At 52.8% G+C, this 26,798-nt stretch carries 26 protein-coding genes; 16 read left to right on the forward strand and 10 right to left on the reverse strand.

Annotated elements, in window-relative coordinates; genetic code table 11:
* Positions 1-172 precede the first annotated feature (172 nt).
* Positions 173-661 (forward strand): colicin V production protein, encoded by a 489-nt coding sequence (gene cvpA / locus IB214_RS07925; protein WP_096756345.1) that lies wholly within the window; start codon positions 173-175, stop codon positions 659-661.
* 33 nt (positions 662-694) lie between these two features.
* On the forward strand, positions 695-2,212 hold the full coding sequence (gene purF, locus IB214_RS07930) for an amidophosphoribosyltransferase (RefSeq protein WP_096756346.1): 1,518 nt from the start codon (positions 695-697) through the stop codon (positions 2,210-2,212).
* Between the two features lie 101 nt (positions 2,213-2,313).
* Here purF and IB214_RS07935 read toward each other — a convergent pair whose 3' ends face one another.
* Together IB214_RS07935 and IB214_RS07940 are read right to left on the reverse strand one after the other, a co-directional pair.
* A complete protein-coding gene (locus IB214_RS07935; protein ID WP_117343400.1) occupies positions 2,314-4,281 on the reverse strand; it encodes a beta-L-arabinofuranosidase domain-containing protein in 1,968 nt (655 codons plus the stop codon).
* Positions 4,282-4,288: 7 nt separating this feature from the next.
* Positions 4,289-5,692 carry an MFS transporter gene (locus tag IB214_RS07940; RefSeq protein ID WP_115257898.1) on the reverse strand — a complete coding sequence of 468 codons (1,404 nt, stop codon included), beginning with the start codon at positions 5,690-5,692 and terminating at the stop codon, positions 4,289-4,291.
* A 340-nt stretch (positions 5,693-6,032) separates the two neighbouring features.
* Between IB214_RS07940 and IB214_RS07945 the strand changes: the two genes are divergently transcribed.
* The 7 genes from IB214_RS07945 to hisP all read left to right on the forward strand — a co-directional run bounded on the left by IB214_RS07945 (position 6,033) and on the right by hisP (position 12,119).
* Positions 6,033-7,046, forward strand: coding sequence for a LacI family DNA-binding transcriptional regulator (locus tag IB214_RS07945; RefSeq protein ID WP_117343401.1), 1,014 nt, complete (start codon positions 6,033-6,035; stop codon positions 7,044-7,046).
* Between the two features lie 40 nt (positions 7,047-7,086).
* Complete coding sequence (locus IB214_RS07950) at positions 7,087-7,656, forward strand: UbiX family flavin prenyltransferase (RefSeq protein WP_117343402.1); 570 nt, start codon at positions 7,087-7,089, stop codon at positions 7,654-7,656.
* Between the two features lie 287 nt (positions 7,657-7,943).
* Positions 7,944-8,726 (forward strand): lysine/arginine/ornithine ABC transporter substrate-binding protein ArgT, encoded by a 783-nt coding sequence (gene argT, locus IB214_RS07955; RefSeq protein WP_096756351.1) that lies wholly within the window; start codon positions 7,944-7,946, stop codon positions 8,724-8,726.
* Between the two features lie 246 nt (positions 8,727-8,972).
* A complete protein-coding gene (hisJ, locus tag IB214_RS07960; RefSeq protein ID WP_096756352.1) occupies positions 8,973-9,755 on the forward strand; it encodes a histidine ABC transporter substrate-binding protein HisJ in 783 nt (260 codons plus the stop codon).
* Positions 9,756-9,941: 186 nt separating this feature from the next.
* Positions 9,942-10,628, forward strand: a complete 687-nt coding sequence (locus IB214_RS07965) for a histidine ABC transporter permease HisQ (protein WP_096756353.1) — start codon at positions 9,942-9,944, stop codon at positions 10,626-10,628.
* Positions 10,625-11,338, forward strand: a complete 714-nt coding sequence (gene hisM / locus IB214_RS07970; protein ID WP_096756354.1) for a histidine ABC transporter permease HisM — start codon at positions 10,625-10,627, stop codon at positions 11,336-11,338. Before IB214_RS07965 ends, hisM begins: the two co-directional genes overlap by 4 nt.
* Positions 11,339-11,345: 7 nt before the next feature.
* A complete protein-coding gene (hisP, locus tag IB214_RS07975) occupies positions 11,346-12,119 on the forward strand; it encodes a histidine ABC transporter ATP-binding protein HisP (protein WP_096756355.1) in 774 nt (257 codons plus the stop codon).
* A gap of 31 nt (positions 12,120-12,150) precedes the next feature.
* Here hisP and IB214_RS07980 read toward each other — a convergent pair whose 3' ends face one another.
* The 4 genes from IB214_RS07980 to yfcG form a co-directional block, all read right to left on the reverse strand.
* The gene (locus tag IB214_RS07980; protein WP_117343403.1) at positions 12,151-12,669 is read right to left on the reverse strand and encodes a GNAT family N-acetyltransferase; all 519 of its coding nucleotides are present in this window, start codon (positions 12,667-12,669) and stop codon (positions 12,151-12,153) included.
* Between the two features lie 70 nt (positions 12,670-12,739).
* Positions 12,740-13,633, reverse strand: a complete 894-nt coding sequence (locus IB214_RS07985; protein ID WP_096756357.1) for a TIGR01777 family oxidoreductase — start codon at positions 13,631-13,633, stop codon at positions 12,740-12,742.
* A 19-nt stretch (positions 13,634-13,652) separates the two neighbouring features.
* Positions 13,653-14,015 (reverse strand): dihydroneopterin triphosphate 2'-epimerase, encoded by a 363-nt coding sequence (gene folX / locus IB214_RS07990; RefSeq protein ID WP_096756358.1) that lies wholly within the window; start codon positions 14,013-14,015, stop codon positions 13,653-13,655.
* Between the two features lie 54 nt (positions 14,016-14,069).
* A complete protein-coding gene (yfcG, locus tag IB214_RS07995; RefSeq protein WP_115259916.1) occupies positions 14,070-14,705 on the reverse strand; it encodes a GSH-dependent disulfide bond oxidoreductase in 636 nt (211 codons plus the stop codon).
* Between the two features lie 134 nt (positions 14,706-14,839).
* Here yfcG and yfcF point away from each other — a divergent pair, with 134 nt between their 5' ends.
* Genes yfcF through yfcD form a run of 3 tightly spaced genes read left to right on the forward strand, consistent with a single transcriptional unit; the run spans position 14,840 to position 16,702 of the window.
* Entirely contained in the window at positions 14,840-15,484 is a 645-nt protein-coding gene (gene yfcF / locus IB214_RS08000) for a glutathione transferase (RefSeq protein ID WP_115257901.1), read from the forward strand.
* A gap of 55 nt (positions 15,485-15,539) precedes the next feature.
* Positions 15,540-16,091, forward strand: a complete 552-nt coding sequence (gene yfcE / locus IB214_RS08005; RefSeq protein WP_117343404.1) for a phosphodiesterase — start codon at positions 15,540-15,542, stop codon at positions 16,089-16,091.
* Between the two features lie 56 nt (positions 16,092-16,147).
* Entirely contained in the window at positions 16,148-16,702 is a 555-nt protein-coding gene (gene yfcD, locus IB214_RS08010; RefSeq protein ID WP_096756361.1) for an NUDIX hydrolase YfcD, read from the forward strand.
* An 81-nt stretch (positions 16,703-16,783) separates the two neighbouring features.
* On the opposite strand, the gene yfcC is transcribed toward yfcD, so the two are convergent.
* The 3 genes from yfcC to ackA all read right to left on the reverse strand — a co-directional run bounded on the left by yfcC (position 16,784) and on the right by ackA (position 21,941).
* A complete protein-coding gene (gene yfcC / locus IB214_RS08015) occupies positions 16,784-18,304 on the reverse strand; it encodes a putative basic amino acid antiporter YfcC (protein WP_117343405.1) in 1,521 nt (506 codons plus the stop codon).
* Positions 18,305-18,518: 214 nt separating this feature from the next.
* Positions 18,519-20,663: a phosphate acetyltransferase gene (pta, locus tag IB214_RS08020; RefSeq protein WP_096756363.1), complete on the reverse strand. Its 2,145-nt coding sequence runs from the start codon at positions 20,661-20,663 to the stop codon at positions 18,519-18,521.
* A gap of 75 nt (positions 20,664-20,738) precedes the next feature.
* Positions 20,739-21,941, reverse strand: a complete 1,203-nt coding sequence (gene ackA / locus IB214_RS08025) for an acetate kinase (protein ID WP_115257905.1) — start codon at positions 21,939-21,941, stop codon at positions 20,739-20,741.
* Positions 21,942-22,281: 340 nt separating this feature from the next.
* Here ackA and yfbV point away from each other — a divergent pair, with 340 nt between their 5' ends.
* The 4 genes from yfbV to IB214_RS08045 all read left to right on the forward strand — a co-directional run bounded on the left by yfbV (position 22,282) and on the right by IB214_RS08045 (position 25,894).
* On the forward strand, positions 22,282-22,737 hold the full coding sequence (gene yfbV, locus IB214_RS08030) for a terminus macrodomain insulation protein YfbV (RefSeq protein ID WP_045445597.1): 456 nt from the start codon (positions 22,282-22,284) through the stop codon (positions 22,735-22,737).
* An 82-nt stretch (positions 22,738-22,819) separates the two neighbouring features.
* Positions 22,820-23,314 (forward strand): YfbU family protein, encoded by a 495-nt coding sequence (locus tag IB214_RS08035; RefSeq protein WP_096756365.1) that lies wholly within the window; start codon positions 22,820-22,822, stop codon positions 23,312-23,314.
* The gene (locus IB214_RS08040; protein WP_117343406.1) at positions 23,307-23,984 is read left to right on the forward strand and encodes a sugar phosphatase; all 678 of its coding nucleotides are present in this window, start codon (positions 23,307-23,309) and stop codon (positions 23,982-23,984) included. Before IB214_RS08035 ends, IB214_RS08040 begins: the two co-directional genes overlap by 8 nt.
* A 77-nt stretch (positions 23,985-24,061) precedes the next feature.
* Entirely contained in the window at positions 24,062-25,894 is a 1,833-nt protein-coding gene (locus IB214_RS08045; protein WP_117343407.1) for an SLC13 family permease, read from the forward strand.
* Between the two features lie 120 nt (positions 25,895-26,014).
* Here the strand turns inward: IB214_RS08045 and yfbR are convergent, their stop codons facing one another.
* The gene (yfbR, locus tag IB214_RS08050) at positions 26,015-26,614 is read right to left on the reverse strand and encodes a 5'-deoxynucleotidase (protein WP_115257908.1); all 600 of its coding nucleotides are present in this window, start codon (positions 26,612-26,614) and stop codon (positions 26,015-26,017) included.
* Positions 26,615-26,798: the final 184 nt, after the last annotated feature.

Here is a 26,798-nt window from a genome sequence, read left to right on the forward strand (position 1 = left end):
TTTACACCGCCATCCGGCAGTGCCCAAAGAGGCAAAAAGTTAGATGGCGTTGAAGATTTTTTCAGCGCCATTTTTATTTACGCGTGGAAAGGAAATCCCTACGCAAACGTTTTCTTTTTCTGTTAGAATGCGCCCCGAACAGGACGACAGGGCGTAAAATCGTGGGACATATATGGTCTGGATTGATTACGCCATTATCGCGGTGATTGGTTTTTCCTGTCTGGTTAGCCTGATCCGTGGCTTTGTTCGTGAAGCATTATCGTTGGTGACTTGGGGTTGTGCTTTCTTTGTCGCCAGCCATTACTACACTTACCTGTCTGTCTGGTTTACGGGCTTTGAAGACGAACTGGTTCGAAATGGGATTGCTATCGCGATACTGTTTATCGCGACACTTATCGTCGGCGCTATCGTTAACTTTGTGATAGGCCAACTGGTGGAGAAAACAGGTCTGTCGGGTACCGACAGGGTGTTGGGGATCTGCTTCGGTGCTTTGCGCGGAGCGTTGATCGTCGCCGCCATACTGTTCTTTCTCGATACGTTTACCGGTGTGTCGAAAAGTGAAGACTGGAGTAAGTCGCAGCTGATCCCGCAGTTCAGTTTCATCATCAGATGGTTCTTTGACTATCTGCAAAGCTCGTCAAGTTTCTTGCCCAAAGTATAAATTTTGGGTCGTTGCTGAACGAGGAAAAGACGTATGTGCGGTATTGTCGGTATCGCCGGTGTTATGCCGGTAAACCAGTCGATTTATGACGCGTTAACGGTGCTCCAGCATCGTGGCCAGGATGCCGCTGGCATCATCACCATTGATGCCAACAACTGCTTCCGCTTGCGAAAAGCGAACGGCATGGTGAGCGACATTTTTGAAGCTCGCCATATGCAGCGTTTGCAGGGCAATATGGGCATCGGTCATGTGCGTTATCCAACAGCTGGCAGCTCCAGCGCCTCCGAAGCTCAACCTTTTTATGTCAACTCACCGTACGGTATCACGCTTGCCCACAACGGCAACTTGACCAACGCCCATGAGCTGCGTAAAAAGCTGTTTGAAGAAAAGCGCCGCCACATCAACACCACTTCCGATTCAGAAATCCTGCTGAATATTTTCGCCAGTGAGCTGGATAACTTCCGCCACTACCCGCTGGAAGCGGACAATATTTTTGCCGCGATCGCCGCGACGAACCGCCAGATCCGTGGTGCCTATGCCTGTGTAGCGATGATTATCGGCCACGGTATGGTTGCCTTCCGCGACCCTAACGGTATCCGTCCGTTGGTGCTGGGTAAACGCGATATTGGTGATGGCCGCACCGAGTATATGGTGGCTTCTGAAAGCGTGGCGCTGGATACCCTTGGCTTTGAATTTCTGCGCGACGTTGCACCGGGTGAAGCGGTCTATATCACTGAAAAAGGCAACTTGTTTACCCGTCAGTGTGCGGATAATCCGGTCAGCAACCCGTGCCTGTTTGAGTACGTTTACTTTGCGCGTCCTGATTCGTTCATCGACAAGATTTCCGTCTACAGCGCCCGCGTGAATATGGGCACCAAGCTTGGCGAAAAAATTGCTCGTGAGTGGGAAGATCTGGACATCGATGTGGTGATCCCTATTCCGGAAACCTCGTGCGATATCGCGCTGGAAATTGCCCGGATTCTCGGTAAACCGTACCGTCAGGGCTTTGTGAAAAACCGATACGTCGGCCGTACCTTTATCATGCCGGGTCAGCAATTGCGTCGTAAATCTGTGCGTCGTAAGCTGAATGCCAACCGTGCTGAATTCCGCGATAAGAACGTGCTGTTGGTAGACGATTCCATCGTGCGCGGGACCACCTCTGAACAAATTATTGAGATGGCGCGTGAAGCCGGGGCGAAGAAAGTGTACCTGGCCTCTGCGGCACCGGAAATACGCTTCCCGAACGTCTATGGTATTGATATGCCCACGGCGACGGAGCTGATCGCTCATGGCCGTGAAGTTGACGAGATCCGCCAAATCATCGGCGCTGACGGTCTTATCTTCCAGGATCTGAACGATCTGATCGAAGCCGTCCGCGCAGAGAATCCGGATATTCAGCAGTTTGAATGTTCCGTGTTCAACGGCGTGTACGTCACCAAAGACGTTGACCAACAGTACCTCGATTTCCTCGATTCCCTGCGCAATGATGACGCTAAAGCGGTATTGCGTCAGAATGAAGCGGAAAACCTCGAGATGCACAACGAAGGGTAAGTCAGGGCATGCCGGATGGCGACGCTTTGCGTCTTATCCGGCCTATAGTCCACCATCGTTGTAGGCCGGATAAGGCGTAGCCGCCATCCGGCATTTTTATGTTACGCCTCGTCGACCCAAATCCGCATTTCACCTTCGCCACGATTGGCCCAGCTAAACCACGGAATAAACGTTAAGGTCTGCTTTTCGACCGTTGTCTGACGGTTATCAAAGCTGTACAGCGGCTTGTCACTCTCAGCGGTCAACACGCGCAGCCCTTCAGCTTGCAGCAACACTTTGCCCTTCAGCACTCCGACGCCCTGAATTTCACGCAGCTCGCTTGCTTTTGGCAGCGACAGGTTATGCAACTCAGCGCCGTTATCCGCCTGTTCCAGACAGTACACCAGCGGCCCGCGCTGAATAGCGACCTTGCCCGCAGCGTGGCGCACCAGTGGGTTGGCGTAAACGCGACGGACCGTCATCGGCAGGTTCAGGGTAATGATGTCACCTTGCTGCCACTGACGGCGCAGATGCAGATAGCCCTTAATCACTCTGCCTTGTGCCGTTTCTCCGTTGACCTGCACGTGCGGTGTTTCGCACCACGCCGGTAGACGTAGCGCGACGGTATGTTCAACGGTCTTTGGCTGGCTAAAGTGAATAGTGACCCGCTCATCCCATGGATAGTTACCGCTAATGTTCAGCGCCAGGGTCTGGTCTTTTACGCTGAACTGCGCTTCGCTCCCGGCGTAGAAGTTGATAAACAGCGCGTCCGGTCGCGGGGTGAAAATATAGTGACCAATGGCGACCAGCGTGCGGGCGATATTCGGTGGACAGCAGGCGCAGCCGAACCAGCGCTGGCGCACCGGCTTAATGTGATCGTAAATATGGTTATGTGGAATACTTTTCGGGTACGTCTCCAGCGGATTGACGTAGAAGAAGTGCTTCCCGTCCAGCGCCATTCCACCCAACACCGTATTGTAAAACGCACGCTCCATGACGTCAGCGTAGTGCGCATCACCTTCCATTTCCAGCATGCGGCGGGCGAACATCATCAGGCCGATGGAGGCGCAGCTTTCGCCGTAAGCGGTGTCGTTCGGTAAATCGTAGTCGCTGGTAAAGGCCTCGCCGATGCCCTGCGAGCCGATACCGCCGGTGATGTACATCCGCCGCTGCACCATATTGTTCCAGATGCGCAGGCAGGTTTGGCGCTTCTCTTCATCCTGGGTGATACGGGCAATGTGCGCCAGTCCGGTCATCAGATACACCGACCGCACTGCATGACCGACCGCTTCATGCTGTTCAGCGAGCGGTTTGTGCGCATGGGTGTATGTTTTGTCTTTGATCATTCCCGGCCAAGCGTCGCCCCAACCAACCCAGTGTCGGGTACCGCCGCGTTTTTCGAACTCAATATCGTAATAGTAGGGTTGTTTGCCACGTTCCTCGACGAAATAGCAGGCCAGCGCCTGGTAGCGCGGTTCCTGAGTGACTTCATACAGACGCATCAACGCCAGCTCGATTTCCGGGTGCCCAGGATAGCCGCGTAGTTGGCCTTCTTTGGGACCAAACACCGTGTCGATGTGATCGGCAAAGCGACAAGCGATGTTCAGCAGTCGACGTTTTCCGGTGGCGTTGAAGAAGGCGACTGCCGCTTCAAACAGGTGTCCGGCGCAGTAGAGCTCGTGACATTCGGCGACGTTGGTCCAGCGCAGCCCTGGCTCCTTTACGGTATACCAGGTGTTGAGATAACCGTCGTCACACTGCGCCTGAGCCAGCAGCTCAATCACCTCGTCGGCAGTTTTTTCAAGCACTGCATCTGGCTTCTGGCACAGCGACCAGGCTACGGCTTCCAGCCATTTGGTGACATCGCTGTCCTGGAAGACCATGCCGTAAAACTCGCCGTGTTCCAGACCGGCGGCGATGCGGTAGTTAGCCAGCGCGTGGCTGGGTTCTGCCTCGGGAATCGTGTCGTTCAGTGCTTCCCATTGGTACGGGATCACTACGTCGCGAATCAAGCGTTGGTATTCACCCAGAAATGGATCGGTGATGGTGATTCGGTTGAGATCGGCTTCAATCACAGCAGACTGCATCATGTATACCTCAGGAAATGTGTGAATGTCGTTGGTGAAGATCGGTTGAAATACGCTGCATCATCGGGCCATTGAGGCGGCATTTGAGCAGGCACAGCGCCAGTGCGAGGTGGAAAATGGCCGGCACAATGCTTTGCAATAGGGTGATGCCCTGAAGAGAGGCTGCGGTCTGATTTTCAAGACCTGGCTGGTAGGCCACCATGATCAACAGAATACTGATAATGCCGCCGGAAGATGCCCACGAGAGCTTGATGAAAAACAGATTAAAAGCGAAGTTCATCCCGGATGAGCGCACGCCGTTTTTCCATTCGCCGTAGTCGTCGGCGAAGGCCATGATTGAGAAGTGCAGGGGGAGGGTGAAGCCGAGGATCACGCCGTTTAGCGCAATGCAGCCCAGCCACAGCATGCGGTAATCAGCTCCGGTTGGCAGGAACCACATCGCAATGCCAAATACCACCAGAATCAGGTTGGTGCAGATATACAAGCGCACCATATCGAAACGCCGCGAGAGGGGATTAACGATGATCGCGCCTAAAATGCCCGCCACTGTCAGTACACCGAAAAACAGCGACATAAACCCGGCGCTGCCCTGCAGAACATACGAGATAAAGTACATGTATCCGCCGCCGCGAATACACAGGATATTCACCAGCAGGAAGGACATCACCAGCATCATCAGTAACTGATCGTTTTTACGCAGCCCGGCCAGATGCTCACGCAGGGTAAATTTGCCGACCAGCGACAGCGGTACGCGTTCTTTCACCCACAAGAAGCACAGTAAAAACATCACCATGCCCACGCAGCACAGTACGGTGACGCCATATTGATAACCTTTGGCCAGATTGCCCTGACCAAAGAATTCCACCATCCACGGCAGACCGACCGCAACCAGAAAGCCGGCAATACCGCTTAATACAAAACGCCAGGACTGACACGACATCACCTGATCGTGGCGGTTCGTGACGGCGTTTATCAGCGCACAGTAGGGCACATTGTTGGCGGTATAGCCCAGGGAAAGCAGGAAGTAGGTACCGAATGCCCAGGCGATTTTCATGTTGGGGCTGATATCCGGGACGGTAAAGGTCAGGATACCGATAATGCCCAAGGGAACGGCTGTCCATAATTGCCACGGACGAAAGCGCCCCCAGCGACTGCGGGTTCGGTCGGCAACCACGCCCATCACAGGGTCAGAGACGGCGTCGAATATGCGTAGAACAAAAAACATTGCCCCGACAATGGCCGGGCTAAGCCCGAACACGTCGGTGTAGAAAAAAAGTAAAAAGCCGCTTATTAAATCTGAGATGCAGTGTCCACCAGCATCGCCTAATCCATAGCCTATCTTTTCGCGGGTTGAGAGCGTTTCTCCCGCATCAACGGTTTGTGCATCAGAATCCAGGTTATCAGCAATTGTCATAACCAATCCTCGAACAAGGGGGGATGATTTAAAAAGTCATTACGGCTTATCTCTGACAGTTTTTACTAAAGATGTAACGGTTCTGAGCATAGGGCTGTACGGGTATTTCGGTATATGACGGTTTTCTTTCTCTGTGAAAATGATCCTGGTTTTTACTAGAAATGATTATTTTATAGTGATCGGTGTCACGATGGTGGCGGTGGGAGGCGCCATTAGTGGTTCTGTTAGTTATTCTGTAGGGAAATGAGGGAGAGTTAATCATTGGCGCGTTAGTGGTATTCTTAGCGCTTAAGGAACCCGACATCGGCTTAACCACGCGTGACAGGTAAAAACGAACGGAATGGCAAACAAGACCCGAATCAAAGATATTGCAATGGCGTGCGGTGTGTCGATTGCCGCCGTGTCCCGGGCCCTGAAAGGGCAGCCAGGACTGAGCGAAGAGACCCGACAGCGGATACTGGCGATTGCCGAGTCTGAAGGTTACGATTTCGGTCGTTTGCGCAGTGGCCGCATTAAGCGGCTGCTATTTCTGCTGCACCGCGAGCACAATATAGCCAGTGCATTGCCGTTCTATTCCAGCGTGATGCTTGGGGTGGCTGACGCCTGCCGGGAAAACGATATTGCGATGAGTTTCTTGCCGATTGGCCCGGAAGATTCGCTGGCTGAACTCATTAATTTGCATCAGCCTGACGCGCTGATTGCCGCAGGGTATCTGGAAACGGAAACTCTGGTCGAGCTGCGTAAACTGGCACTGCCGGTCACGCTGGTGGATCTGTGGGCAGCGGATTTTCCCTGCGTCAATCCGGATAACTTTCATGGGGGCTTCATTGCGACACGGCATCTGCTTGAACAAGGGCGCAAACGCATTGCGTTTCTCGGCCATTCGCAACGCCATTACAGTATCCGCCAGCGCGTAGAAGGATATCAGCAGGCGTTATTTGACGCCGGGCTGTCTTTACCCGCGGAATATCGTGTTGAAGCACCGCCGGTCAAAGATATTGAACAGGCGCTGGTCGAGGGCATGGACAAACTGTTAGCTCTGCCGCAGCCGCCGGATGCTATCTTTGCCTATAACGATATTGCCGCGCTGGTGGCGATGCGCGTCTGCGCGCGTAAGGGGATCAACGTGCCGCAAGATATCGCGATTGTTGGCTTTGATGACATCGATGCCGCTGCCTGGGCGCATCCGGCGTTAACCACCGTGGCGGTAGATAAGCGCGAGCTTGGGCGAGATGCGTTTCGTTTACTGCTCAGCGAGCAACATGAGCGAAATTTACTGCTGCCGGTGCGGCTGGTGATCCGCGAAAGCTCGCTGAGTGCGACTGCACATTCACAGTTGCACCCTACGCGGTAATCCGGCACAGTCACGCCATGAAGAACAAAGGGCTCTCACAGTGAAACGACTCATCATTGGTATTTCTGGCGCCAGCGGTGCAATTTATGGCGTGCGGCTGTTACAGGTTTTGCGTGACGTTGTTGATGTGGAAACCCATCTGGTAATGAGTGCGGCGGCGCGTCAGACCCTGGCGCTGGAAACCGATCTGTCCGTACGTGAGGTGCAGGCATTAGCCAATGTGAATTACGACGCGCGTGATATCGCCGCCAGTATTTCATCTGGCTCATTCCAGACGGCGGGGATGGTCATTCTGCCTTGTTCCATTAAAACGCTCTCCGGTATCGTCCACAGTTATACCGATGGGCTGTTGACCCGCGCCGCTGACGTGGTGCTGAAAGAGCGTCGTCCACTGGTGCTATGCGTACGTGAGACACCGCTACATCTGGGGCATCTGCGATTGATGACTCAGGCGGCGGAAATAGGCGCGGTAATTATGCCGCCGGTTCCGGCGTTTTATCATCGTCCCCAGACGCTTGATGATGTGATTAATCAAACGGTTAACCGTGTACTTGACCAGTTCAATATTGCTCTCCCGCACGATCTGTTTACCCGCTGGCAGGGGGCATAAGCCGCTCAGCCAGCGTGCATATCTGCATTCCTTGCCCTGTTTCAGGGCAATTTTGTAACCGCGATCATATCCTCAACATTTAATTCGTTAAAACGTAACGAAACGCTGCGGTTCAACCGTCATACCTGCTATCTTCAAAATCAGGACAATATTGCAACGTTTTATTAACATATTTAACGTCGAATATCCTCATCGACGCGAAAATGGCATAAGACCTGCATGAAAAAGTCTGCAAACACACAACACAACGTAAAACATAATAAAATTTCGCCACTTGAGGGTTATGTATGAAGAAGACGGTACTTGCTTTGTCATTGCTGGTAGGACTTTCCGCCACCGCGGCCAGCTACGCAGCGCTTCCGCAGACAGTTCGTATTGGTACAGATACCACCTACGCCCCTTTTTCCTCTAAAGATGCCAAAGGGGATTTTGTCGGGTTTGATATCGATCTCGGCAATGAGATGTGTAAGCGTATGCAGATCAAATGTACCTGGGTTGCCAGTGACTTTGATGCGCTGATCCCCTCTCTGAAAGCGAAGAAAATCGATGCCATTATCTCCTCGCTGTCTATTACCGAAAAGCGCCAGCAAGAAATCGCGTTCTCAGACAAACTTTACGCCGCAGACTCACGTCTGATTGCTGCGAAGGGTTCCCCGATCCAACCGACCCTTGATTCGCTGAAGGGAAAACATGTTGGCGTACTGCAAGGCTCAACCCAGGAAGCCTATGCTAACGATACCTGGCGCAGCAAAGGCGTGGATGTGGTGGCCTATGCGAACCAGGATCTTATCTATTCTGACCTGACGGCAGGACGTCTGGATGCCGCGTTGCAGGATGAAGTTGCGGCTAGCGAAGGATTCCTGAAACAGCCTGCGGGCAAGGACTACGATTTTGCGGGTCCTTCGGTAAAAGACAAAAAGTACTTTGGTGACGGAACCGGGATTGGCTTACGCAAAGATGACGCAGAGCTGAAAGCGGCCTTTAATAAAGCGCTCGGCGAACTGCGTCAGGATGGGACTTACGACAAAATGGCGAAAAAGTACTTTGCCTTTAATGTCTACGGCGACTAATACGCCAATACGGGAAGCGATTGCACCGTAACGGGGAACGATTACGGTGCATGATAGTTACAGTGCACTATTTTGGTGCTTTTATCGCTGACATAATGAGCATGAATGCATACTTAAGCGCTTTTCATGCAAAAAAATACCGCCAACAGGGCAGAATGCTTTGCCATGTTGGCCTGATTAATGGCACGATAACTGCACCTGGTCCTGTAAAGATCCCCTATAAAAGACAGTCTGTTGAGGATAGTTATGAAAAAACTGGTGTTGTCTCTTTCTCTGGTTCTGGCGTTCTCCAGTGCTACCGCAGCATTTGCCGCTATTCCGCAAAAAGTGCGGATCGGTACCGACCCCACTTATGCCCCGTTTGAATCGAAAAATTCGCAGGGTGAATTAGTCGGTTTTGACATCGATCTGGCAAAAGAACTGTGCAAGCGTATTAATACACAATGTACCTTCGTTGAAAACCCGCTGGATGCGCTGATCCCTTCGTTAAAAGCGAAGAAAATTGATGCCATCATGTCGTCACTTTCGATCACTGAAAAACGTCAGCAGGAAATCGCCTTTACCGACAAGCTTTATGCAGCAGACTCTCGTCTGGTGGTTGCGAAAGATTCGGCTATCCAGCCGACCATTGAATCGCTGAAAGGCAAGCGTGTCGGTGTACTGCAGGGCACGACTCAGGAAACGTTTGGCAATGAACACTGGGCGCCGAAAGGTATTGAAATTGTCTCCTATCAGGGGCAGGACAATATCTACTCTGACCTGACGGCCGGGCGTATTGACGCCGCGTTCCAGGATGAAGTTGCGGCCAGCGAAGGTTTCCTGAAGCAGCCGGTAGGCAAAGATTACAAATTCGGCGGCCCGTCTGTGAAAGACGAGAAATTGTTCGGAGTGGGTACCGGTATGGGGCTGCGCAAAGAGGATAACGAACTGCGCGAAGCACTGAATAAAGCGTTTGCAGAAATGCGCGCTGACGGAACTTACGAGAAGCTGGCGAAAAAGTACTTTGATTTTGATGTTTATGGCGGTTAATCACCGCTGGTGCTGATAAAGCCCGTAGATTTTTGACGTGTTGAATTTATGCCTGATGGCGCTGCGCTTATCAGGCCTACAGCGATTTTGTAGGCCGGATAAGGCAATGCCGCCATCCGGCATTTAACAGTTTGTCTGAAATCAAAAGAGGCTTCTTACTTCACCACACACGACAGGACAGGCAGCATGTTGTATGGCTTTTCAGGTGTTATTTTACAGGGCGCAATCGTGACGCTTGAGCTTGCTCTTAGCTCGGTGGTACTGGCGGTTCTGATAGGCCTTGTCGGCGCGGGGGCAAAGCTGTCGCAAAGCCGGGCAATGGCGCTGATTTTCGAAGGGTACACGACGTTGATCCGTGGGGTACCCGATCTCGTCTTGATGTTGCTCATTTTCTACGGATTACAAATCGCACTGAACACGGTCACTGACGCGGTTGGTATCAGCCAGATTGATATTGATCCGATGGTGGCGGGGATTATTACGCTCGGTTTTATCTACGGGGCCTATTTTACTGAAACGTTCCGTGGCGCGTTTATGGCGGTTCCAAGAGGCCATATTGAAGCGGCGACGGCGTTTGGGTTTACCTCTTCGCAGATTTTTCGCCGGATTATGTTCCCGGCGATGATGCGCTACGCGCTGCCGGGGATTGGCAATAACTGGCAGGTCATTTTGAAGGCGACGGCGCTGGTTTCGCTGCTCGGACTGGAAGACGTGGTGAAAGCGACACAGCTTGCCGGGAAGAGCACCTGGGAGCCATTCTATTTTGCCGTCGTGTGCGGGCTTATCTATCTGGTGTTTACCACCGTGTCTAATGGTGTGCTGCTGTACCTTGAGCGCCGCTACTCTGTGGGTGTGAAGAGGGCTGACCTGTGATTGAGATTATTCAGGAGTACTGGAAATCCCTGCTGTGGACCGACGGCTATCGCTTTACCGGCGTAGCGATCACCCTGTGGTTGCTGATTTCATCCGTAGTGATGGGCGGCATTCTGGCGCTGTTTTTGGCGATTGGTCGCGTATCCAGCAATAAGTTTATCCAGTTCCCCATTTGGCTATTTACCTATATTTTCCGTGGCACGCCGCTTTACGTTCAGCTACTGGTGTTTTATTCCGGGATGTACACGCTGGAAATTGTCAAAGGGACGGACCTTCTCAACGCGTTTTTCCGCAGCGGGCTGAATTGCACCGTGCTGGCATTAACGCTGAATACCTGCGCCTATACCACTGAGATCTTTGCCGGGGCGATTCGTTCGGTGCCTCATGGTGAGATTGAAGCCGCGCGCGCTTACGGTTTTTCTTCATTCAAGATGTATCGCTGCATTATTTTGCCCTCCGCATTGCGTATTGCGCTGCCTGCGTACAGCAATGAGGTTATTTTAATGCTGCACTCAACGGCGCTGGCCTTTACGGCCACGGTACCGGATTTGTTGAAAATTGCCCGCGATATCAACTCGGCGACCTACCAGCCGTTTACCGCCTTCGGTATTGCCGCCGTGCTGTATTTGATGATTTCGTATGTCCTGATCAGTCTGTTCCGTAAAGCGGAAAAACGCTGGTTGCAGCATGTAAAACCTTCGACGCACTGAGAACATGATGTCTGAGAATAAATTAAACGTTATCGATTTACACAAACACTACGGCGAACATGAAGTGCTGAAAGGGGTATCGCTGCAGGCCAATGCGGGTGATGTGATCAGTATTATCGGCTCGTCAGGCTCTGGCAAAAGTACGTTCCTGCGCTGTATTAACTTTCTTGAAAAACCGAGCGCCGGGTCGATTGTGGTCAGCGGTCAGAACATTGGCCTGGTCCGTGACAAAGACGGTCAGCTTAAGGTGGCGGACAAAAATCAGCTGCGCCTGCTGCGTACGCGCCTGACCATGGTCTTTCAACACTTTAACCTGTGGAGCCACATGACGGTGCTGGAAAACGTCATGGAAGCGCCGATTCAGGTATTAGGGCTGAACAAGCAGGAAGCCCGCGAGCGTGCGGTGAAATATCTGGCTAAAGTGGGTATTGATGAACGCGCTCAGGGTAAGTATCCGGTGCACCTGTCCGGTGGTCAGCAGCAGCGTGTCTCCATTGCGCGCGCGCTGGCTATGGAGCCGGAGGTTCTGCTGTTTGATGAACCGACGTCAGCGCTTGACCCAGAGCTGGTGGGGGAAGTATTGCGTATCATGCAACAGCTGGCCGAAGAGGGGAAAACCATGGTGGTCGTCACCCACGAAATGGGGTTTGCCCGTCATGTATCCACGCACGTGATTTTCCTGCATCAGGGGAAAATTGAAGAAGAAGGCGATCCGGAGCAGGTCTTCGGTAATCCGCAAAGTCCACGTTTACAGCAGTTCCTTAAAGGATCGCTGAAATAAGCGCTTGATTGCCCGGTGGCGTTTTTGTTGCTTACCGGGCCTTCGGCTTCCCGCACTCCAGACGATAACCCCAGTCGTCATAATGCACACCATTCACTTCATAGGCTTGCTCGAGCACCTGTGTGCGCACAAAGCCGGTCTTTTCCAGTATGCGTACCGAGCCTTTGTTGTCCGCCAGCACCCACGCGTTTATTGCCATTACGCCAGCGTGTTCAAAGGCATAGTCGCACACCGCGCGTACCGCTTCACTGGCAATCCCTTTTCCCTGAGCGCGTGAAATAATGCAATAGCCAATATCAGCTTCTTGCGGAAAGTGATGACTAATCTGCAAGCCAATATCACCGAGCGGAGTCGCGTCATGATGTTGGCGGATGACAAACGTATGGGGTGCATTAAGACGCCGGGCGAACAGCAGGCGTGTTTCTTTTACCGGGGAGATAGTGCCCATAAAGCGCATGATGTCCGGGTTTTCGCGTAGTCGCAGGAAAAACGGCCAGTCAGTCGGTTGAAACGGGGAGAGGATAAGTCGCGGGGTGGTAATTATCGCCATAAATTCGCCATTACAGAAGTCAGGCTTATAACCTTACCACCGTAATGGCGACAGTGAACAGTCTTCGCGCTTATCGAATGACGTCGGCCAGTGCTTCCTCTAAATCATACCAGCGAAACGCAAAACCAGACGCTTCCAGCCGCTTAGGTAATGCGCGCTGACCGCCGAGAACCAGCACCGAGGATTCCCCCATCAGCAAGCGCATTGCGGTTGCGGGAACGCGTAAGACAGCAGGGCGATTCAGCGCATGGCCCAGCGCATGGGCAAATTGCTCATTACGCACCGGGTACGGCGAGACCATATTGAATGGGCCACGCAAATCGTTATCCAGCAGCCAGATGATCGCATTGACCATATCATCAATATGGATCCAGGCCAGATACTGACGTCCGTTACCGATGGGGCCGCCCAGACCAAGGCGAAACGGCGGAACCATTTTTCCGAGGATACCGCCCGCAGGTGCCAGTACGACACCGGTACGCAGCAGGCATACGCGCGTGTTATCGCTTTGCGCGCCGCAGGCAATTTGCTCCCACCGGGCGCAGAGCTTATGGGTAAATTCATTGTGCGGCGGTTCTTCTTCCGTGACGACGACTTCACCTAAGTCACCGTAGTATCCGGCAGCCGAACCTGAGATCAACGCCGTCGGTGGCGTATCGCTGGCGTTGATTAAATCGACCAGTTTCTGGGTGATACCCCAGCGACTTTGGCACAAACGCTCCTTTTGCTCAGCCGTCCAGCGCTTATCGGCGATGGGCTCTCCGGCAAGGTTAACAATCGCGTCGATGCCATTGAGGTTGGGCCTGTCCTCCAGCCCTTTCCACAGCGTAACCCGGGAGTCCAGAATCTGACGGGCCTTATCAGGGGTACGTGTTACAACGCTTATCTGATGCCCCAATTCCAGCAAGCGGGGGATCAGATGGCGTCCAATCAGGCCAGTACCACCGGTAATCAGAATCTGCATATTGCCTCCCGGATAACGATTAGCGCTGCCAGCTCAGCGTCATGGACACGGAGTCGGCGTAACGCAATGCGTGAAGTTTATCGATCTCTACTTCAGCATAAGTGACCCAGTGATGTTCGCGTGCGATATCGAGCACATCTTGGGTTAATTTTTCTAACAATGAGAAGCGGTTACTCTCTACGTGCGAAATAATGCTCTTGGTAATGGTGCGATAATTCAACGCATCGTTGATATCTTCGCTGGCGCGGGCTTTGTCTGCCGGGTAGTGGATGGCGATGTTAATGACGATATCCTGACGGTTCAGGATCTCCTCTTCTTTGATGCCAATAAACGTGCGCAGACGAAGGTTTTTTATACGAATAATTGCGTCAGGTTGTGACATTGCAGGTTTCCTCCATGTATGAACCTCTTAATGATACACGAGAATCGAATCGCGTTACCGGTTCTCACTCGGCGCGTGCTGCAGCGCACGTTCCGTGGCGGGACGGGTACGAATGCGTTCGTACCAGTTATTAACCGCCGGATAGGTATCGAGGTCGATACGCTGACGCTGATGAGCATGAATCCACGGCCAGCAAGCAATATCCGCAATGCTGTAGTGATCGCCACCTAACCAGGGGGACATTTCCAGACGTTTGTTCATCACGTTGTACAGACGCTGAGTTTCAACCTGATAGCGCTCAATGGCGTAAGGGATGGTTTGGGGTGCAAAATGATTAAAATGATGATTCTGGCCCAACATGGGACCCAGACCGCTCACCTGCCAGAACAGCCACTGCAACGTGGTGTGGCGTTCGCGTAATTCACCGCTGAGCAACTTGCCGCTCTTCTCCGCCAGATACAGCAAAATTTCACCCGATTCAAACAGGCTGAGCGGCTTACCGCCGTCCTCCGGGGCGTTATCGATAATGGCCGGGATTTTATTGTTCGGCGAGATCTGCAGAAAATCCGGATGAAATTGATTCCCTTTGCTGATATCGACAGGAATCAGACGGTATTTCAACTGCGCCTCTTCGAGAAACAGCGTGATTTTGTGACCGTTGGGCGTTGGTGTGTAGTAGAGGTCGATCATTTTCAGCGTCCGTTGAGTGATGAACCGGGTCATGACAAGTATAGAGCCTGTTGGCGTGCGTGAGTTTTCATCAAGTGACAGGGTGAGAAAGACTCTATATTTTGAAAGCTAGCCAATCCAATCCCGAGGTCATTATGAGCAAACCTGCAATTACGCTGTGGTCAGATGCCAACTTTTTCTCCCCCTATGTGTTGTCCGTTTACGTTGCGCTACAGGAGAAAGGGCTGCCTTTTACGCTGAAAACCGTTGATCTCAGTGCGGGCGAGCATTTACAACCCGCCTGGCAAGGATATGCACTGACGCGTCGCGTCCCGGTTCTTGAGATTGACGGTTTTGAATTGAGCGAATCATCGGCGATTGCCGAGTTCCTGGAAGAGACCTTCTCGCCGCCGCAGTGGGAACGCATCTATCCGCATGATGTGCAAAAACGCGCGCGAGCCCGCCAGGTTCAGGCGTGGATCCGCAGCGATCTGATGCCTATTCGTGAAGAACGTTCCACAGACGTTGTGTTTGCCGGGGTGAAGAAAGCGCCGTTGAGTGAAGCGGGTAAAGCCAGCGCAGAAAAATTGTTCGCCACGGCGGGAAGTTTGCTTGCTCATGGGAAACAAAATTTATTTGGCGAATGGTGTATCGCAGATTGTGATTTAGCGCTAATGCTTAATCGTCTGGTGCTAAACGGAGATGACGTTCCACAGGCGTTAGCAGACTACGCCACCTTCCAGTGGCAGCGGGCTTCGGTACAACGTTTTATCGCGCTTTCAGCGAAGCGTTCCTGCTGATAATCGAGCGATAATCCAGTATCATTAAACGGTATTATACGACGAGGAGTGAGTGATGAAGCTGATGTTCGCATCGGACATTCATGGGTCGTTGCCAGCCACGGAGCGCGTACTTGAACTGTTTGCCCAAAGCGGGGCGCGATGGCTGGTGATATTGGGTGATATTTTAAACCACGGACCGCGTAATGCGCTGCCACAAGGTTATGCACCTGCGCAGGTTGCTGACCGCTTGAACGCGCTGGCGTCACGTATTATTGCGGTACGCGGTAATTGCGATAGCGAAGTGGATCAGATGCTCCTGGATTTTCCAATAACTGCGCCATGGCAGCAGGTTCTAATGGATAATCAGCGGCTCTTTTTGACGCATGGGCATCTTTATGGCCCGGAAAACCTCCCGGAGCTGAATGCGGGTGATGTGCTGATTTATGGGCATACGCATCTGCCGGTTGCCGAGAAGCGTGGTGATATTTACCACTTTAACCCCGGCTCGGTCAGTATTCCGAAAGGGGGTTTTACGGCAAGTTACGGGATTCTGGATGATAATGTTCTCAGCGTAATGGCACTCAATGATCAAAGTATCATTGCGCAGATCGAGATTAATCCGTAAGTTACCCCACAAACGTAAACGCGCCGTAAGAGCGCTAGAAAAAAGAAGGTTTCCTGATGGTGGAACAGCATCGTTTGGCAAGTACGGAATGGGTGGATATTGTGAATGAAGACAATGAAGTCATCGCACAGTCCAGCCGGGAACAAATGCGGGCGCAGCGCTTACGTCATCGCGCAACGTATATCGTCGTGCATGATGGTATGGGCAAAATTCTGGTTCAGCGTCGTACCGAGACAAAAGATTTTTTGCCCGGCATGCTGGATGCTACCGCGGGTGGTGTTGTTCAGGCTGATGAGCAAATGCTTGAATCTGCCCGCCGTGAAGCGGAAGAAGAGTTGGGCATTGCAGGCGTACCGTTTGCTGAACACGGTCAGTTTTATTTTGAGGACCAACACTGTCGCGTATGGGGAGGGCTGTTTAGCTGCGTATCCCACGGGCCGTTCGCGCTGCAGGAAGAAGAAATTAGCGAAGTCTGCTGGCTAACGCCGGAAGAAATTACCGCGCGCTGTGATGAGTTCACACCGGACTCGCTGAAAGCGCTGGCGCTGTGGATGACCCGCAACGCCAAGAATGAAGGGGCGAAAGCCGAAAAACAGGAAGAGGCGGAGTAAACACCGCTTATCCAGCCTACCCAGTAATGCAATCGGGTAGGCCGGGTGACACGCTTTGACATCGCCAACCGGCGTTGTGAATTAGTGATACCCCATTATCTGCGCACCAATCACCACCACGCTGGACATAATAAACAGCAGGCCCAGCAGTGTGGCACCTACCTTCAGCCAGTTACGGAAGTCCACCCGGCAAACGCCTAACGTCGCCATCAATGATGCTGATGTTGGATAGATAATGTGGCTGAATCCGTCACCAAACTGGAAGGCCAGCACGGTCACCTGACGGTTTACGCCGACCAGATCGCCCAGAGGCGCTAATAGTGGCATAGTGAGCGCTGCCTGACCCGAACCGGAAGTGACGAAGAAATTAAATACCGCCTGGAACAGCAGCATAAACCACGCCGCAATGGCATTGTCCAGGCCGCTAATGCCGTTGGCAATGCTGTGCAGCAGGGTATTCAGCACACTCGCATCGCCTGCCTCACCATTACCAACCAGCAGTAATATCCCCTTGGCAAAACCGACCAGCAGGGCCGGGGCAATCATCATGCGTGCCCCCTCAGTGAATGAGGAAGCCATGATGTTAACCGTCATTCCGTTGAGCCGGAAGACAACGCCGATAATGCCAATCACCAGACCCATAGTGAAAAACTGGCTGGCGATTTCAGGAATGAACCATGCGTTGACGATAACGCCCCAGACAACCCAGATCATTACTGCAGTGAGGACGATCAGTACCAGCCAGTCACCCAGCGTGAAGCGTCGCTCTACCACCTCGTCCTGCTGTTCGCGGAAAAAACGGTCTGATTCATGAACGCGGGATAGCAGGGGGTTTTTCTTGATGCGTGTTGCGTAGGCCAGCGTAAAAGTCAGGCCAATCATTGTGGCAACGACCCACACCACGATACGCAAACCAGAGCCGGAGAGTACCGGGACGCCTGCAATGCCCTGTGCGACAACCACACAGAACGGGTTCATCCATGAACTGGCAAAGCCGATTTGGGTGGCAATGTAGGTCACCAGCACGGTGGTAATACTGTCGTAACCTAAGCGCACCATGAGTGGGGCGATGATAATGGCAAAGGCGACCGCCTCTTCTCCCATACCAAAGACCGCGCCACCCAATGAGAAGAGGATAAACAGCACCGGGATGAACAAGACCTCGTTACCCCGGGTATGGCGGATGAGCGCCAGGATGCCGTTATCAATGGTTCCGGTGCGCATAACAATGCCAAACGCGCCGCCGATCACCAGCATAAACATAATGATGCCAACGGCAGTACCGAATTTAGAGCCGGAGGTTAACCCTTCGAACGGAAAATTCATCAGCCCGGGACTTTCATCGCCGGTGGTGAAAAATTTCACCCGGTGATACTGCTCTTCGCCGGCATCGTTGGTCAGAATGCGAAAAGAGTGGGGATCGACCACTTTACGGGTTTTGGTTTGCCCATCAACCTGGTACTGCACTTCTTGACTGTCGAACATGCCGACGGGAACAACCCAGGTGGCCAGGCTGGTTAAAATAGCGACGAAAAAAATAATCACCAGCGTATCGGGCATAGCCCATTTTTTCGCGGATTGTGATTCTGTAACTGCAGACATGACAGACTATCCCTGTTGCAAAGCAAAGAGACTAAGTATGAGAAGAGAAGAATAGTTATTCATTGATGCAGAGCAGCTAAGCAAAATTTTCAGAATTTGCGACTGCAATTGCGGAGATAAAAAAGCCGGAAATATCAGCTAGTTCCGGCTTTCATGAGCATGATGTGTAGGCCGGATAAGGCGCTTAGCGCCACTATCCGACACACGCAGCAAATTACTGCTGTTGCTGGGAAGACTGGATCGCGGTCAGTGCGATGGTGTAGACGATATCGTCTACCAGCGCGCCACGAGACAGATCGTTCACCGGCTTGCGCATACCCTGCAGCATCGGCCCGATGGAGATCAGGTCGGCAGAACGCTGTACCGCTTTGTAGGTGGTGTTACCGGTGTTCAGATCCGGGAAGATGAACACGGTAGCGCGACCTGCAACCGGAGAGTTCGGCGCTTTAGATTTCGCAACGTCAGCCATAACAGCGGCGTCGTACTGCAGCGGACCGTCGATCATCAGGTCTGGACGTTTTTCCTGAGCCAGACGCGTTGCTTCGCGGACTTTCTCAACGTCGCTACCTGCACCAGAGGTGCCGGTAGAGTAGGAGAGCATCGCTACGCGAGGTTCAATACCGAAGGCCGTTGCGGAGTCTGCGGACTGGATGGCGATTTCTGCCAGCTGTTCTGCAGTTGGATCCGGGTTGATCGCGCAGTCGCCGTAAACGTAAACCTGATCCGGCAGCAGCATGAAGAACACAGAAGACACCAGAGAGCTGCCCGGTGCAGTTTTGATCAGCTGCAGCGGTGGGCGAATGGTGTTTGCGGTGGTGTGAACAGCACCGGAAACCAGGCCGTCAACGTCGTCCTGCTCCAGCATCAGGGTACCGAGAACCACGTTGTCTTCCAGCTGTTCGCGGGCAACGGTTTCAGTCATACCTTTGTTTTTACGCAGTTCGACCAGGCGGGCCACGTAGCTCTCGCGAACCACATCCGGGTCAACGATTTCTACGCCTGCGCCCAGTTCAACGCCCTGAGACGCTGCAACACGGGTGATTTCATCCGGGTTACCCAGCAGTACGCAGGTCGCGATACCACGTTCAGCACAGATAGCTGCCGCTTTAACAGTACGCGGTTCGTCGCCTTCTGGCAGAACTACGCGTTTGCCTGCTTTACGCGCCAGCTCGGTCAGCTGGTAGCGGAACGCTGGCGGAGACAGACGACGGCTGCGCTCAGAGGTCGCAGTCAGGGATTCAACCCAGTCAGCGTTGATGTAGTTAGCAACGTATTCCTGAACTTTCTCGATGCGCTCGTGATCGTCAACCGGGACTTCCAGGTTGAAGCTCTGCAGGCTCAGGGAGGTCTGCCAGGTGTTGGTGTTTACCATGAATACCGGCAGGCCGGTTTCGAATGCACGTTCGCACAGTTTTGTAATGCGCGCGTCCATTTCGTAACCGCCAGTCAGCAGCAGAGCACCGATTTCTACGCCGTTCATTGCCGCCAGGCATGCTGCAACCAGCACGTCAGGACGATCGGCAGAGGTCACCAGCAGAGAACCGGCACGGAAATGCTCGAGCATGTGCGGAATGCTGCGTGCGCAGAAAGTCACAGACTTCACGCGACGGGTATTGATATCGCCTTCGTTAACGATGGTGGCGTTCAGGTGACGCGCCATATCGATTGCACGAGTGGCGATCAGATCAAAGCTCCACGGCACCGCGCCCAGAACCGGCAGCGGGCTGGATTCTTGCAGTTTAGCCGGGTCAACTTTAACCACTTTCGCTTTGGAGGAGTCGTCAAAAATTTCGGACAGATCCGGGCGAGTACGGCCCTGCTCATCAACCGGTGCGTTCAGTTTGTTAACGATAACGCCGGTGATGTTGGTATTTTTAGCGCCGCCGAAGCTGCTGCGAGTCAGTTCAATACGCTCGTTCAGCTGTTCCGGGGTGTCAGTGCCCTGAGACATTACGAAGACGATTTCTGCATTCAGCGTTTTCGCAATTTCGTAGTTCAGAGACTGAGCGAACTGGTGCTTACGGGTTGGGACCAGGCCTTCAACCAGCACCACTTCAGCATTTTTGGTGTTCGCGTGATAGTTTGCGATGATCTCTTCCATCAGCACATCTTTCTGATTGCTGGAGAGCAGAGACTCAACGTGGCTCATCTTCAGCGGCTCAGCGGCTGGCAGAGACGAGTTCGCACGGACAATCGCAGTAGTCTGGTCTGGCGCATCGCCACCGGCACGCGGTTGAGCGATCGGCTTAAAGACGCTCAGACTTACGCCTTTACGTTCCATTGCACGGATCACGCCAAGGCTGACGCTGGTCAGACCGACGCTGGTTCCGGTAGGGATCAGCATAATAATACGGGACACGGTTTATCCTCTTTCGTTACCGTCGATTTCGACGGGTTACAAAACAGCACCGCCAGCTAGGCTGGCGGTGTGAAATCAGGCAGTCAGACGGCTCGCGTCTTGCGCGATAACCAGTTCTTCGTTGGTTGGGATAACCACCGCAGGACGGGTACCTTCTTTGTTGATGAAACCAGATTTGCCGAAACGTGCGGCCAGGTTACGTTCGTGGTCAACGTCAAAGCCCAGAACGCCCAGTTTGCCCAGGGACAGTTCACGAACCATCGCGGCGTTTTCACCGATACCACCGGTGAAGACGACGGCGTCCAGACGACCGTCCATCAGTGCAGTGTAAGAACCGATGTATTTCGCCAGACGGTGACAGTAAACGTCCATTGCACGTTTAGCGTCTTCTTTGGTCTCGTAGTTGTCTTCAACATAGCGGCAGTCGCTGGTGACTTCGGTCAGGCCCAGCAGGCCAGACTCTTTGGTCAGCATTTTGTTGATTTGGTCAACGCTCATGCCCAGGGTGTCGTGCAGGTGGAAGATAATCGCCGGGTCGATGTCACCGGAACGCGTACCCATCACCAGACCTTCCAGCGGGGTCAGACCCATGGAGGTATCAACACATTTACCGTTACGGATAGCAGACACAGAACCACCGTTGCCCAGGTGGCAAGTGATGATGTTCAGTTCATCAACCGGTTTGTTCAGCATTTTTGCCGCTTCTTGAGTGACGAAGAAGTGGCTGGTGCCGTGTGCGCCATAGCGACGAACACCGTGCTCTCTGTACAGGCTGTACGGCAGAGCGTAGAGGTAAGACTCTTCCGGCATAGTCTGATGGAACGCGGTGTCAAACACGGCTACGTTTTTGTCTTTCAGATTAGGGAAAGATTTCAGCGCTTCTGCAATACCGATCAGGTGAGCCGGGTTGTGCAGCGGTGCGAAAGAGGCAGAATCTTTGATGCCCTGAATAACGGAATCATCGATAACCACGGAGCTGGTATACTTCTCGCCGCCGTGTACGATACGGTGACCAATCGCAGTCAATTGCGCGGACAATTCCGGTTTTTGTGCCAGAATAGTGTTAACGATGAAGTTCAGCGCTTCACTGTGAGCGGCGCCTGCACCTAAAGCCGCTTCTTGTTTACCGCCGTCCATTTTCCACTTGATACGTGCTTCTGGAAGATGGAAACATTCGGCTAAACCAGAAAGGTATTCTTCACCGTTTACTGCATCGATGATGGCAAATTTCAGTGAGGAGCTACCGCAGTTCAGAACCAGTACTAACTTACTCGACATGGAAGTACCTATTTATGGATACGTGGCTAAAAAAACGTCATGGAGTCAAAGAGCGTAGCGCATGATGACACCGACGTTTATGATTAACATCATGCGCCGTTGTCTTTTTGGGCATGATGGAATAAATACCTTTGAGTCTATGTCATTTTGCGTATTTTTCAGCCAATGGCATACTGTATGCCAATTTGACGACTCAATGATTTTGGACTAAAGGCCTTACAGGCCGACACAGGATACCTGATTGTGGGTATCGAAGACAAAATGTTTTGAACGATGTCCCTTGCAGTTGTTGTTTTGCACAAATTTTTTAAATTTTATATGTGAAGTTGAGGTAACCGCCATGTCGACACCGGATAATCGCTCCGTAAATTTTTTCAGTTTGTTTCGCCGGGGGCAGCACTACGCTAAGACGTGGCCGATGGAAAAGCGCCTGGCGCCCGTATTTGTTGAGAATCGCGTAATCCGCATGACGCGTTACGCGACCCGTTTTATGCCGCCGATTGCCGTCTTTACCCTGTGCTGGCAAATCGCGCTGGGTGGGCAACTGGGACCGGCCGTAGCGACCGCGCTGTTTGCGCTCAGCCTGCCAATGCAGGGCATGTGGTGGTTAGGTAAACGTTCCGTTACGCCGTTGCCGCCCTCGATTCTCAACTGGTTCTATGAAGTCCGGGGTAAATTACAAGAGGCCGGCCAGGCACTAGCTCCGGTGGAAGGGAAGCCTGATTATCAAGCGCTAGCTGACACGCTTAAGCGCGCCTTCAAACAACTGGATAAAACTTTTCTCGATGATTTGTAATTGACCCCTGATTACGCATATAAAAGAAGGCATAGATGCCTTCTTTTTTTTCATCGCAGCAGTAGTGATACAGGAGTCCCAAATGGAAATGACCAACGCTCAACGTCTCATTTTATCTAACCAGTACAAAATGATGACTATGCTCGATCCAACCAACGCCGAGCGTTATCGTCGTTTACAGACGATTATTGAACGCGGTTATGGCTTGCAGATGCGCGAGCTCGATCGTGAGTTTGGTGAGCTGACAGAAGAAACCTGCCGCACCATTATCGATATCATGGAGATGTATCACGCATTACACGTTTCATGGACTAACCTTAAAGACGCCCAGTCCATTGATGAGCGCCGCGTCACATTTTTGGGCTTTGATGCCGCAACGGAAGCGCGTTTCCTCGGATACGTGCGTTTTATGGTCAATGTGGAAGGGCGTTATACCCACTTTGATGCCGGTACGCATGGCTTTAACGCCCAGACGCCGATGTGGGAAAAATATCAGCGTATGTTGAGTGTCTGGCATTCTTGCCCGCGTCAGTACCACCTGAGCGCGAATGAAATTAACCAAATCATTAATGCCTGAGGGGGCGAGCGTGCAGTGCAAAGGCTTTCTGTTTGATCTGGATGGTACGCTGGTCGATTCCTTACCTGCGGTAGAACGTGCATGGTGCAACTGGGCCGATCGTTTTGGGCTTGACCACGATGAGGTGCTGGGCTTTATTCACGGTAAGCAGGCGATTACCTCCTTGCGACACTTTATGGTGGGTAAGTCAGAGGCAGATATTGCCGCAGAATTTACGCGCCTGGAGCAAATAGAGGCAACGGAGACCGCAGGCATCACCGCACTGCCAGGAGCGGTGGATTTACTCAATCACCTCAATAAAGCCGGTATCCCCTGGGCGATCGTCACGTCGGGATCCATGCCGGTGGCGCGGGCGCGCCATCGTGTTGCGGGTCTGCCTGCTCCGGAAGTGTTTGTCACTGCCGAGCGGGTAAAAAGAGGTAAGCCAGAGCCTGACGCCTATCTGTTAGGCGCGCAACTGCTGGGTCTTGCGCCGCGTGAATGTGCCGTTGTTGAGGATGCGCCAGCCGGGGTGCTCTCTGGCCTGGCGGCAGGGTGTCATGTCATCGCTGTGAACGCGCCGGCGGATACGCCGCGTCTGGATGAGGTCGATTTTGCGCTGACCAGTCTGGAGCATATTTCCGTGACTAAACAACCCAACGGAAATGTGGTCGTTGTAAGAAATACCTGAACATGATTTAGCCCCAGATTGTTGGGGCTTTTTTATGGCAGAATCGGTCCATCCCTCTCATTTAACAAGGATATGTTGTGAACGGTGAATTGATCTGGGTTCTCTCATTGCTGGCAGTTGCCGTGGTCTTGTTTGCGACGGGCAGAGTGCGTATGGATGCGGTCGCTTTGCTGGTCATTATTGCTTTTATTTTGAGTGGAACGCTGAGCATTTCTGAGGCCTTCTCCGGTTTCAGCGATCCTAACGTTATTTTGATAGCCGCTCTGTTTATTATTGGCGACGGCCTGGTGCGCACCGGGGTGGCGACCGTGATGGGGGCCTGGCTGGTGAAGGTCGCTGGCAGCAGCGAGGTAAAAATGCTGGTGCTGCTGATGATAACCGTCGCCGGACTCGGCGCGTTCATGAGTTCTACCGGCGTTGTCGCTATCTTTATCCCGGTTGTCTTAAGCGTCTCCATGCGCATGCAAACCTCACCTTCACGCTTGATGATGCCGCTCAGCTTTGCCGGATTGATCAGCGGCATGATGACGCTGGTGGCAACGCCGCCTAACCTGGTCGTCAACAGTGAACTCCTGCGCGAAGGGCTTAACGGTTTCAGCTTCTTTAGCGTGACGCCGCTGGGTCTGGTGGTGCTGGTGCTCGGCATTATTTATATGCTGCTGATGCGCTTTATGCTGAAGGGCGATGATGCCGGTCAGCAGGGCGATGTCTGGAAGCGCCGGACTTTTCGCGATTTGATCAAAGAATATCGCCTTACGGGACGCGCGCGCCGACTGGCTATTCGCCCCGGCTCACCGATGATTGGTCAACGTCTGGATGATTTAAAACTGCGTGAACGCTACGGGGCGAACGTCATTGGCGTTGAGCGCTGGCGTCGTTTTCGCCGCGTCATTGTTGACGTGAACGGTGTTTCTGAGTTTCGTGCCCGTGATGTTTTGTTGATCGATATGTCTTCAGCCGATGTCGACCTGCGCGAATTTTGTAGCGAGCAGTTGTTGGAGCCGATGGTGCTGCGCGGCGAATATTTCTCCGAGCAGGCATTGGATGTGGGTATGGCGGAAATTTCGCTGATCCCGGAATCGGAATTGATCGGTAAAACGGTGCGGGAGATTGGATTTCGTACCCGCTATGGACTTAACGTTGTCGGATTAAAGCGTGATGGCGCGGCGCTAGCCGGGGCGGTCGTCAATGAGCCGCTGCTGATGGGCGATATTATTCTGGTCGTGGGTAACTGGAAACTGATCACCGCGTTGGGGAAAAAGGGACGCGATTTTGTGGTGTTGAATATGCCCGTTGAGGTCAGTGAAGCGTCTCCGGCGCACAGCCAGGCACCGCATGCGATTTTCTGCCTGGTCCTGATGGTTGCCCTGATGCTGACCGATGAAATCCCCAATACGGTTGCTGCGATTATCGCTTGCCTGCTGATGGGTAAATTCCGTTGTATTGACGCAGAAAGTGCGTATAAAGCCATTCACTGGCCGAGCATTATTTTAATTGTCGGAATGATGCCTTTTGCGCTGGCCCTGCAAAAAACCGGTGGCGTCGATCTGGTAGTGAAAGGCCTGATGGACGTGGGTGGGGGATACGGGCCGTACATGATGCTGGGCTGTCTGTTCGTACTGTGCGCCACCATCGGGTTATTTATTTCGAATACCGCGACGGCGGTGTTGATGGCGCCGATTGCACTGGCGGCAGCGAAGTCGATGGGCGTTTCACCGTATCCTTTTGCGATGGTCATTGCGATGGCGGCATCTGCAGCCTTTATGACGCCGGTATCGTCACCGGTTAACACGCTGGTACTGGGGCCGGGTAACTACAGCTTCAGCGACTTCGTGAAGATTGGCGTGCCGTTTACACTGATTGTCATGGTGGTCTGTATTGTGATGATCCCGATGCTGTTTCCGTTCTAATGCTTCCCTGGTGTCGTTTCGCGGGTCTTGTAGGCCTGATAAGCGTAGCGCCATCAGGCATGATGCCGGATGGCGACGTAAACGTCTTATCCGGCCTACAAAGGCAACGTCGCCGCAAATTTACAATGGCGAGTCCTGGCTAATTTCATCCAGCGAGAGATGGAAACTCGGTACAAATACGTCTAAGAAATAGTCCATCTCTTCACTGCGACGCGATTCCAGCGTTTTTTCCAGCCGCGTTTTCGCAAGCAGAAACTCATTATTTCCGGCTGAAAGTTCCTCAAGGCACTTCAGATAGGCGCAAAGCGCATCGGCCTGTTTAACAATCGCGCGCTCTTCTTCGCTGCTGGCGTGTTCATCAATTAACGGCGCAAAAATATCGCGCAGTTCATCGGGTACCATGTCGACCAGTTTCTGCTGGGCAATTTTCTCAATGGCTTTATATTCCTGGGCGATTTGCGAGTTAAAGTATTTCACCGGGGTAGGGAGGTCACCGGTCAGCACTTCGGAGGCATCGTGGTACATCGCCAGCAGGGCAATGCGTTCCGCGTTAACCTGACCGCCGAACTTGCGGTTCTTGATTGCCGCCAGCGCATGCGCAACCATCGCGACTTGCAGACTGTGTTCAGATACGTTTTCGGTGCGCACGTTGCGCATCAGCGGCCAGCGGTTAATGAGTTTCAGACGGGAGAGGTGGGCAAAAAAATGGCTCTGCTTCATAACGACCCTTATATGATGGCAACCTAAGAGTCATTTTGCGCAGAGAAGGCTGTCAGATGCAAATACTCGTCATAATTCAAGTTGCATGCGCGTTGGCTTTCCCCATTCACCCCAGTCACTCACTCTTGTAAGCTCCTGGGGATTCATTGCGTCGCCGCCTTCCTGCAACTCGAATTATTTAGAG

It is taken from the genome of Citrobacter sp. C1 (genome assembly GCF_014596895.2).
In the GTDB taxonomy this organism is placed as follows: Bacteria; Pseudomonadota; Gammaproteobacteria; order Enterobacterales; family Enterobacteriaceae; genus Citrobacter; species Citrobacter gillenii.

Coding starts and splice junctions, on each gene's coding strand:
- IB214_RS07940 (WP_115257898.1), bottom strand. CDS start 5,692: ATGACAATTGCTGATAACCTGGATTCTGATGCACAAACCGTTGATGCG.
- yfcF (WP_115257901.1), top strand. CDS start 14,840: ATGAGCAAACCTGCAATTACGCTGTGGTCAGATGCCAACTTTTTCTCC.
- yfcG (WP_115259916.1), bottom strand. CDS start 14,705: ATGATCGACCTCTACTACACACCAACGCCCAACGGTCACAAAATCACG.
- yfcD (WP_096756361.1), top strand. CDS start 16,148: ATGGTGGAACAGCATCGTTTGGCAAGTACGGAATGGGTGGATATTGTG.
- IB214_RS07935 (WP_117343400.1), bottom strand. CDS start 4,281: ATGATGCAGTCTGCTGTGATTGAAGCCGATCTCAACCGAATCACCATC.
- IB214_RS08040 (WP_117343406.1), top strand. CDS start 23,307: ATGCCTGAGGGGGCGAGCGTGCAGTGCAAAGGCTTTCTGTTTGATCTG.
- cvpA (WP_096756345.1), top strand. CDS start 173: ATGGTCTGGATTGATTACGCCATTATCGCGGTGATTGGTTTTTCCTGT.
- IB214_RS08035 (WP_096756365.1), top strand. CDS start 22,820: ATGGAAATGACCAACGCTCAACGTCTCATTTTATCTAACCAGTACAAA.
- IB214_RS07965 (WP_096756353.1), top strand. CDS start 9,942: ATGTTGTATGGCTTTTCAGGTGTTATTTTACAGGGCGCAATCGTGACG.
- folX (WP_096756358.1), bottom strand. CDS start 14,015: ATGTCACAACCTGACGCAATTATTCGTATAAAAAACCTTCGTCTGCGC.
- yfbR (WP_115257908.1), bottom strand. CDS start 26,614: ATGAAGCAGAGCCATTTTTTTGCCCACCTCTCCCGTCTGAAACTCATT.
- argT (WP_096756351.1), top strand. CDS start 7,944: ATGAAGAAGACGGTACTTGCTTTGTCATTGCTGGTAGGACTTTCCGCC.
- purF (WP_096756346.1), top strand. CDS start 695: ATGTGCGGTATTGTCGGTATCGCCGGTGTTATGCCGGTAAACCAGTCG.
- IB214_RS07945 (WP_117343401.1), top strand. CDS start 6,033: ATGGCAAACAAGACCCGAATCAAAGATATTGCAATGGCGTGCGGTGTG.
- hisP (WP_096756355.1), top strand. CDS start 11,346: ATGTCTGAGAATAAATTAAACGTTATCGATTTACACAAACACTACGGC.
- ackA (WP_115257905.1), bottom strand. CDS start 21,941: ATGTCGAGTAAGTTAGTACTGGTTCTGAACTGCGGTAGCTCCTCACTG.
- IB214_RS07985 (WP_096756357.1), bottom strand. CDS start 13,633: ATGCAGATTCTGATTACCGGTGGTACTGGCCTGATTGGACGCCATCTG.
- yfcC (WP_117343405.1), bottom strand. CDS start 18,304: ATGTCTGCAGTTACAGAATCACAATCCGCGAAAAAATGGGCTATGCCC.
- yfcE (WP_117343404.1), top strand. CDS start 15,540: ATGAAGCTGATGTTCGCATCGGACATTCATGGGTCGTTGCCAGCCACG.
- hisJ (WP_096756352.1), top strand. CDS start 8,973: ATGAAAAAACTGGTGTTGTCTCTTTCTCTGGTTCTGGCGTTCTCCAGT.
- IB214_RS07980 (WP_117343403.1), bottom strand. CDS start 12,669: ATGGCGATAATTACCACCCCGCGACTTATCCTCTCCCCGTTTCAACCG.
- yfbV (WP_045445597.1), top strand. CDS start 22,282: ATGTCGACACCGGATAATCGCTCCGTAAATTTTTTCAGTTTGTTTCGC.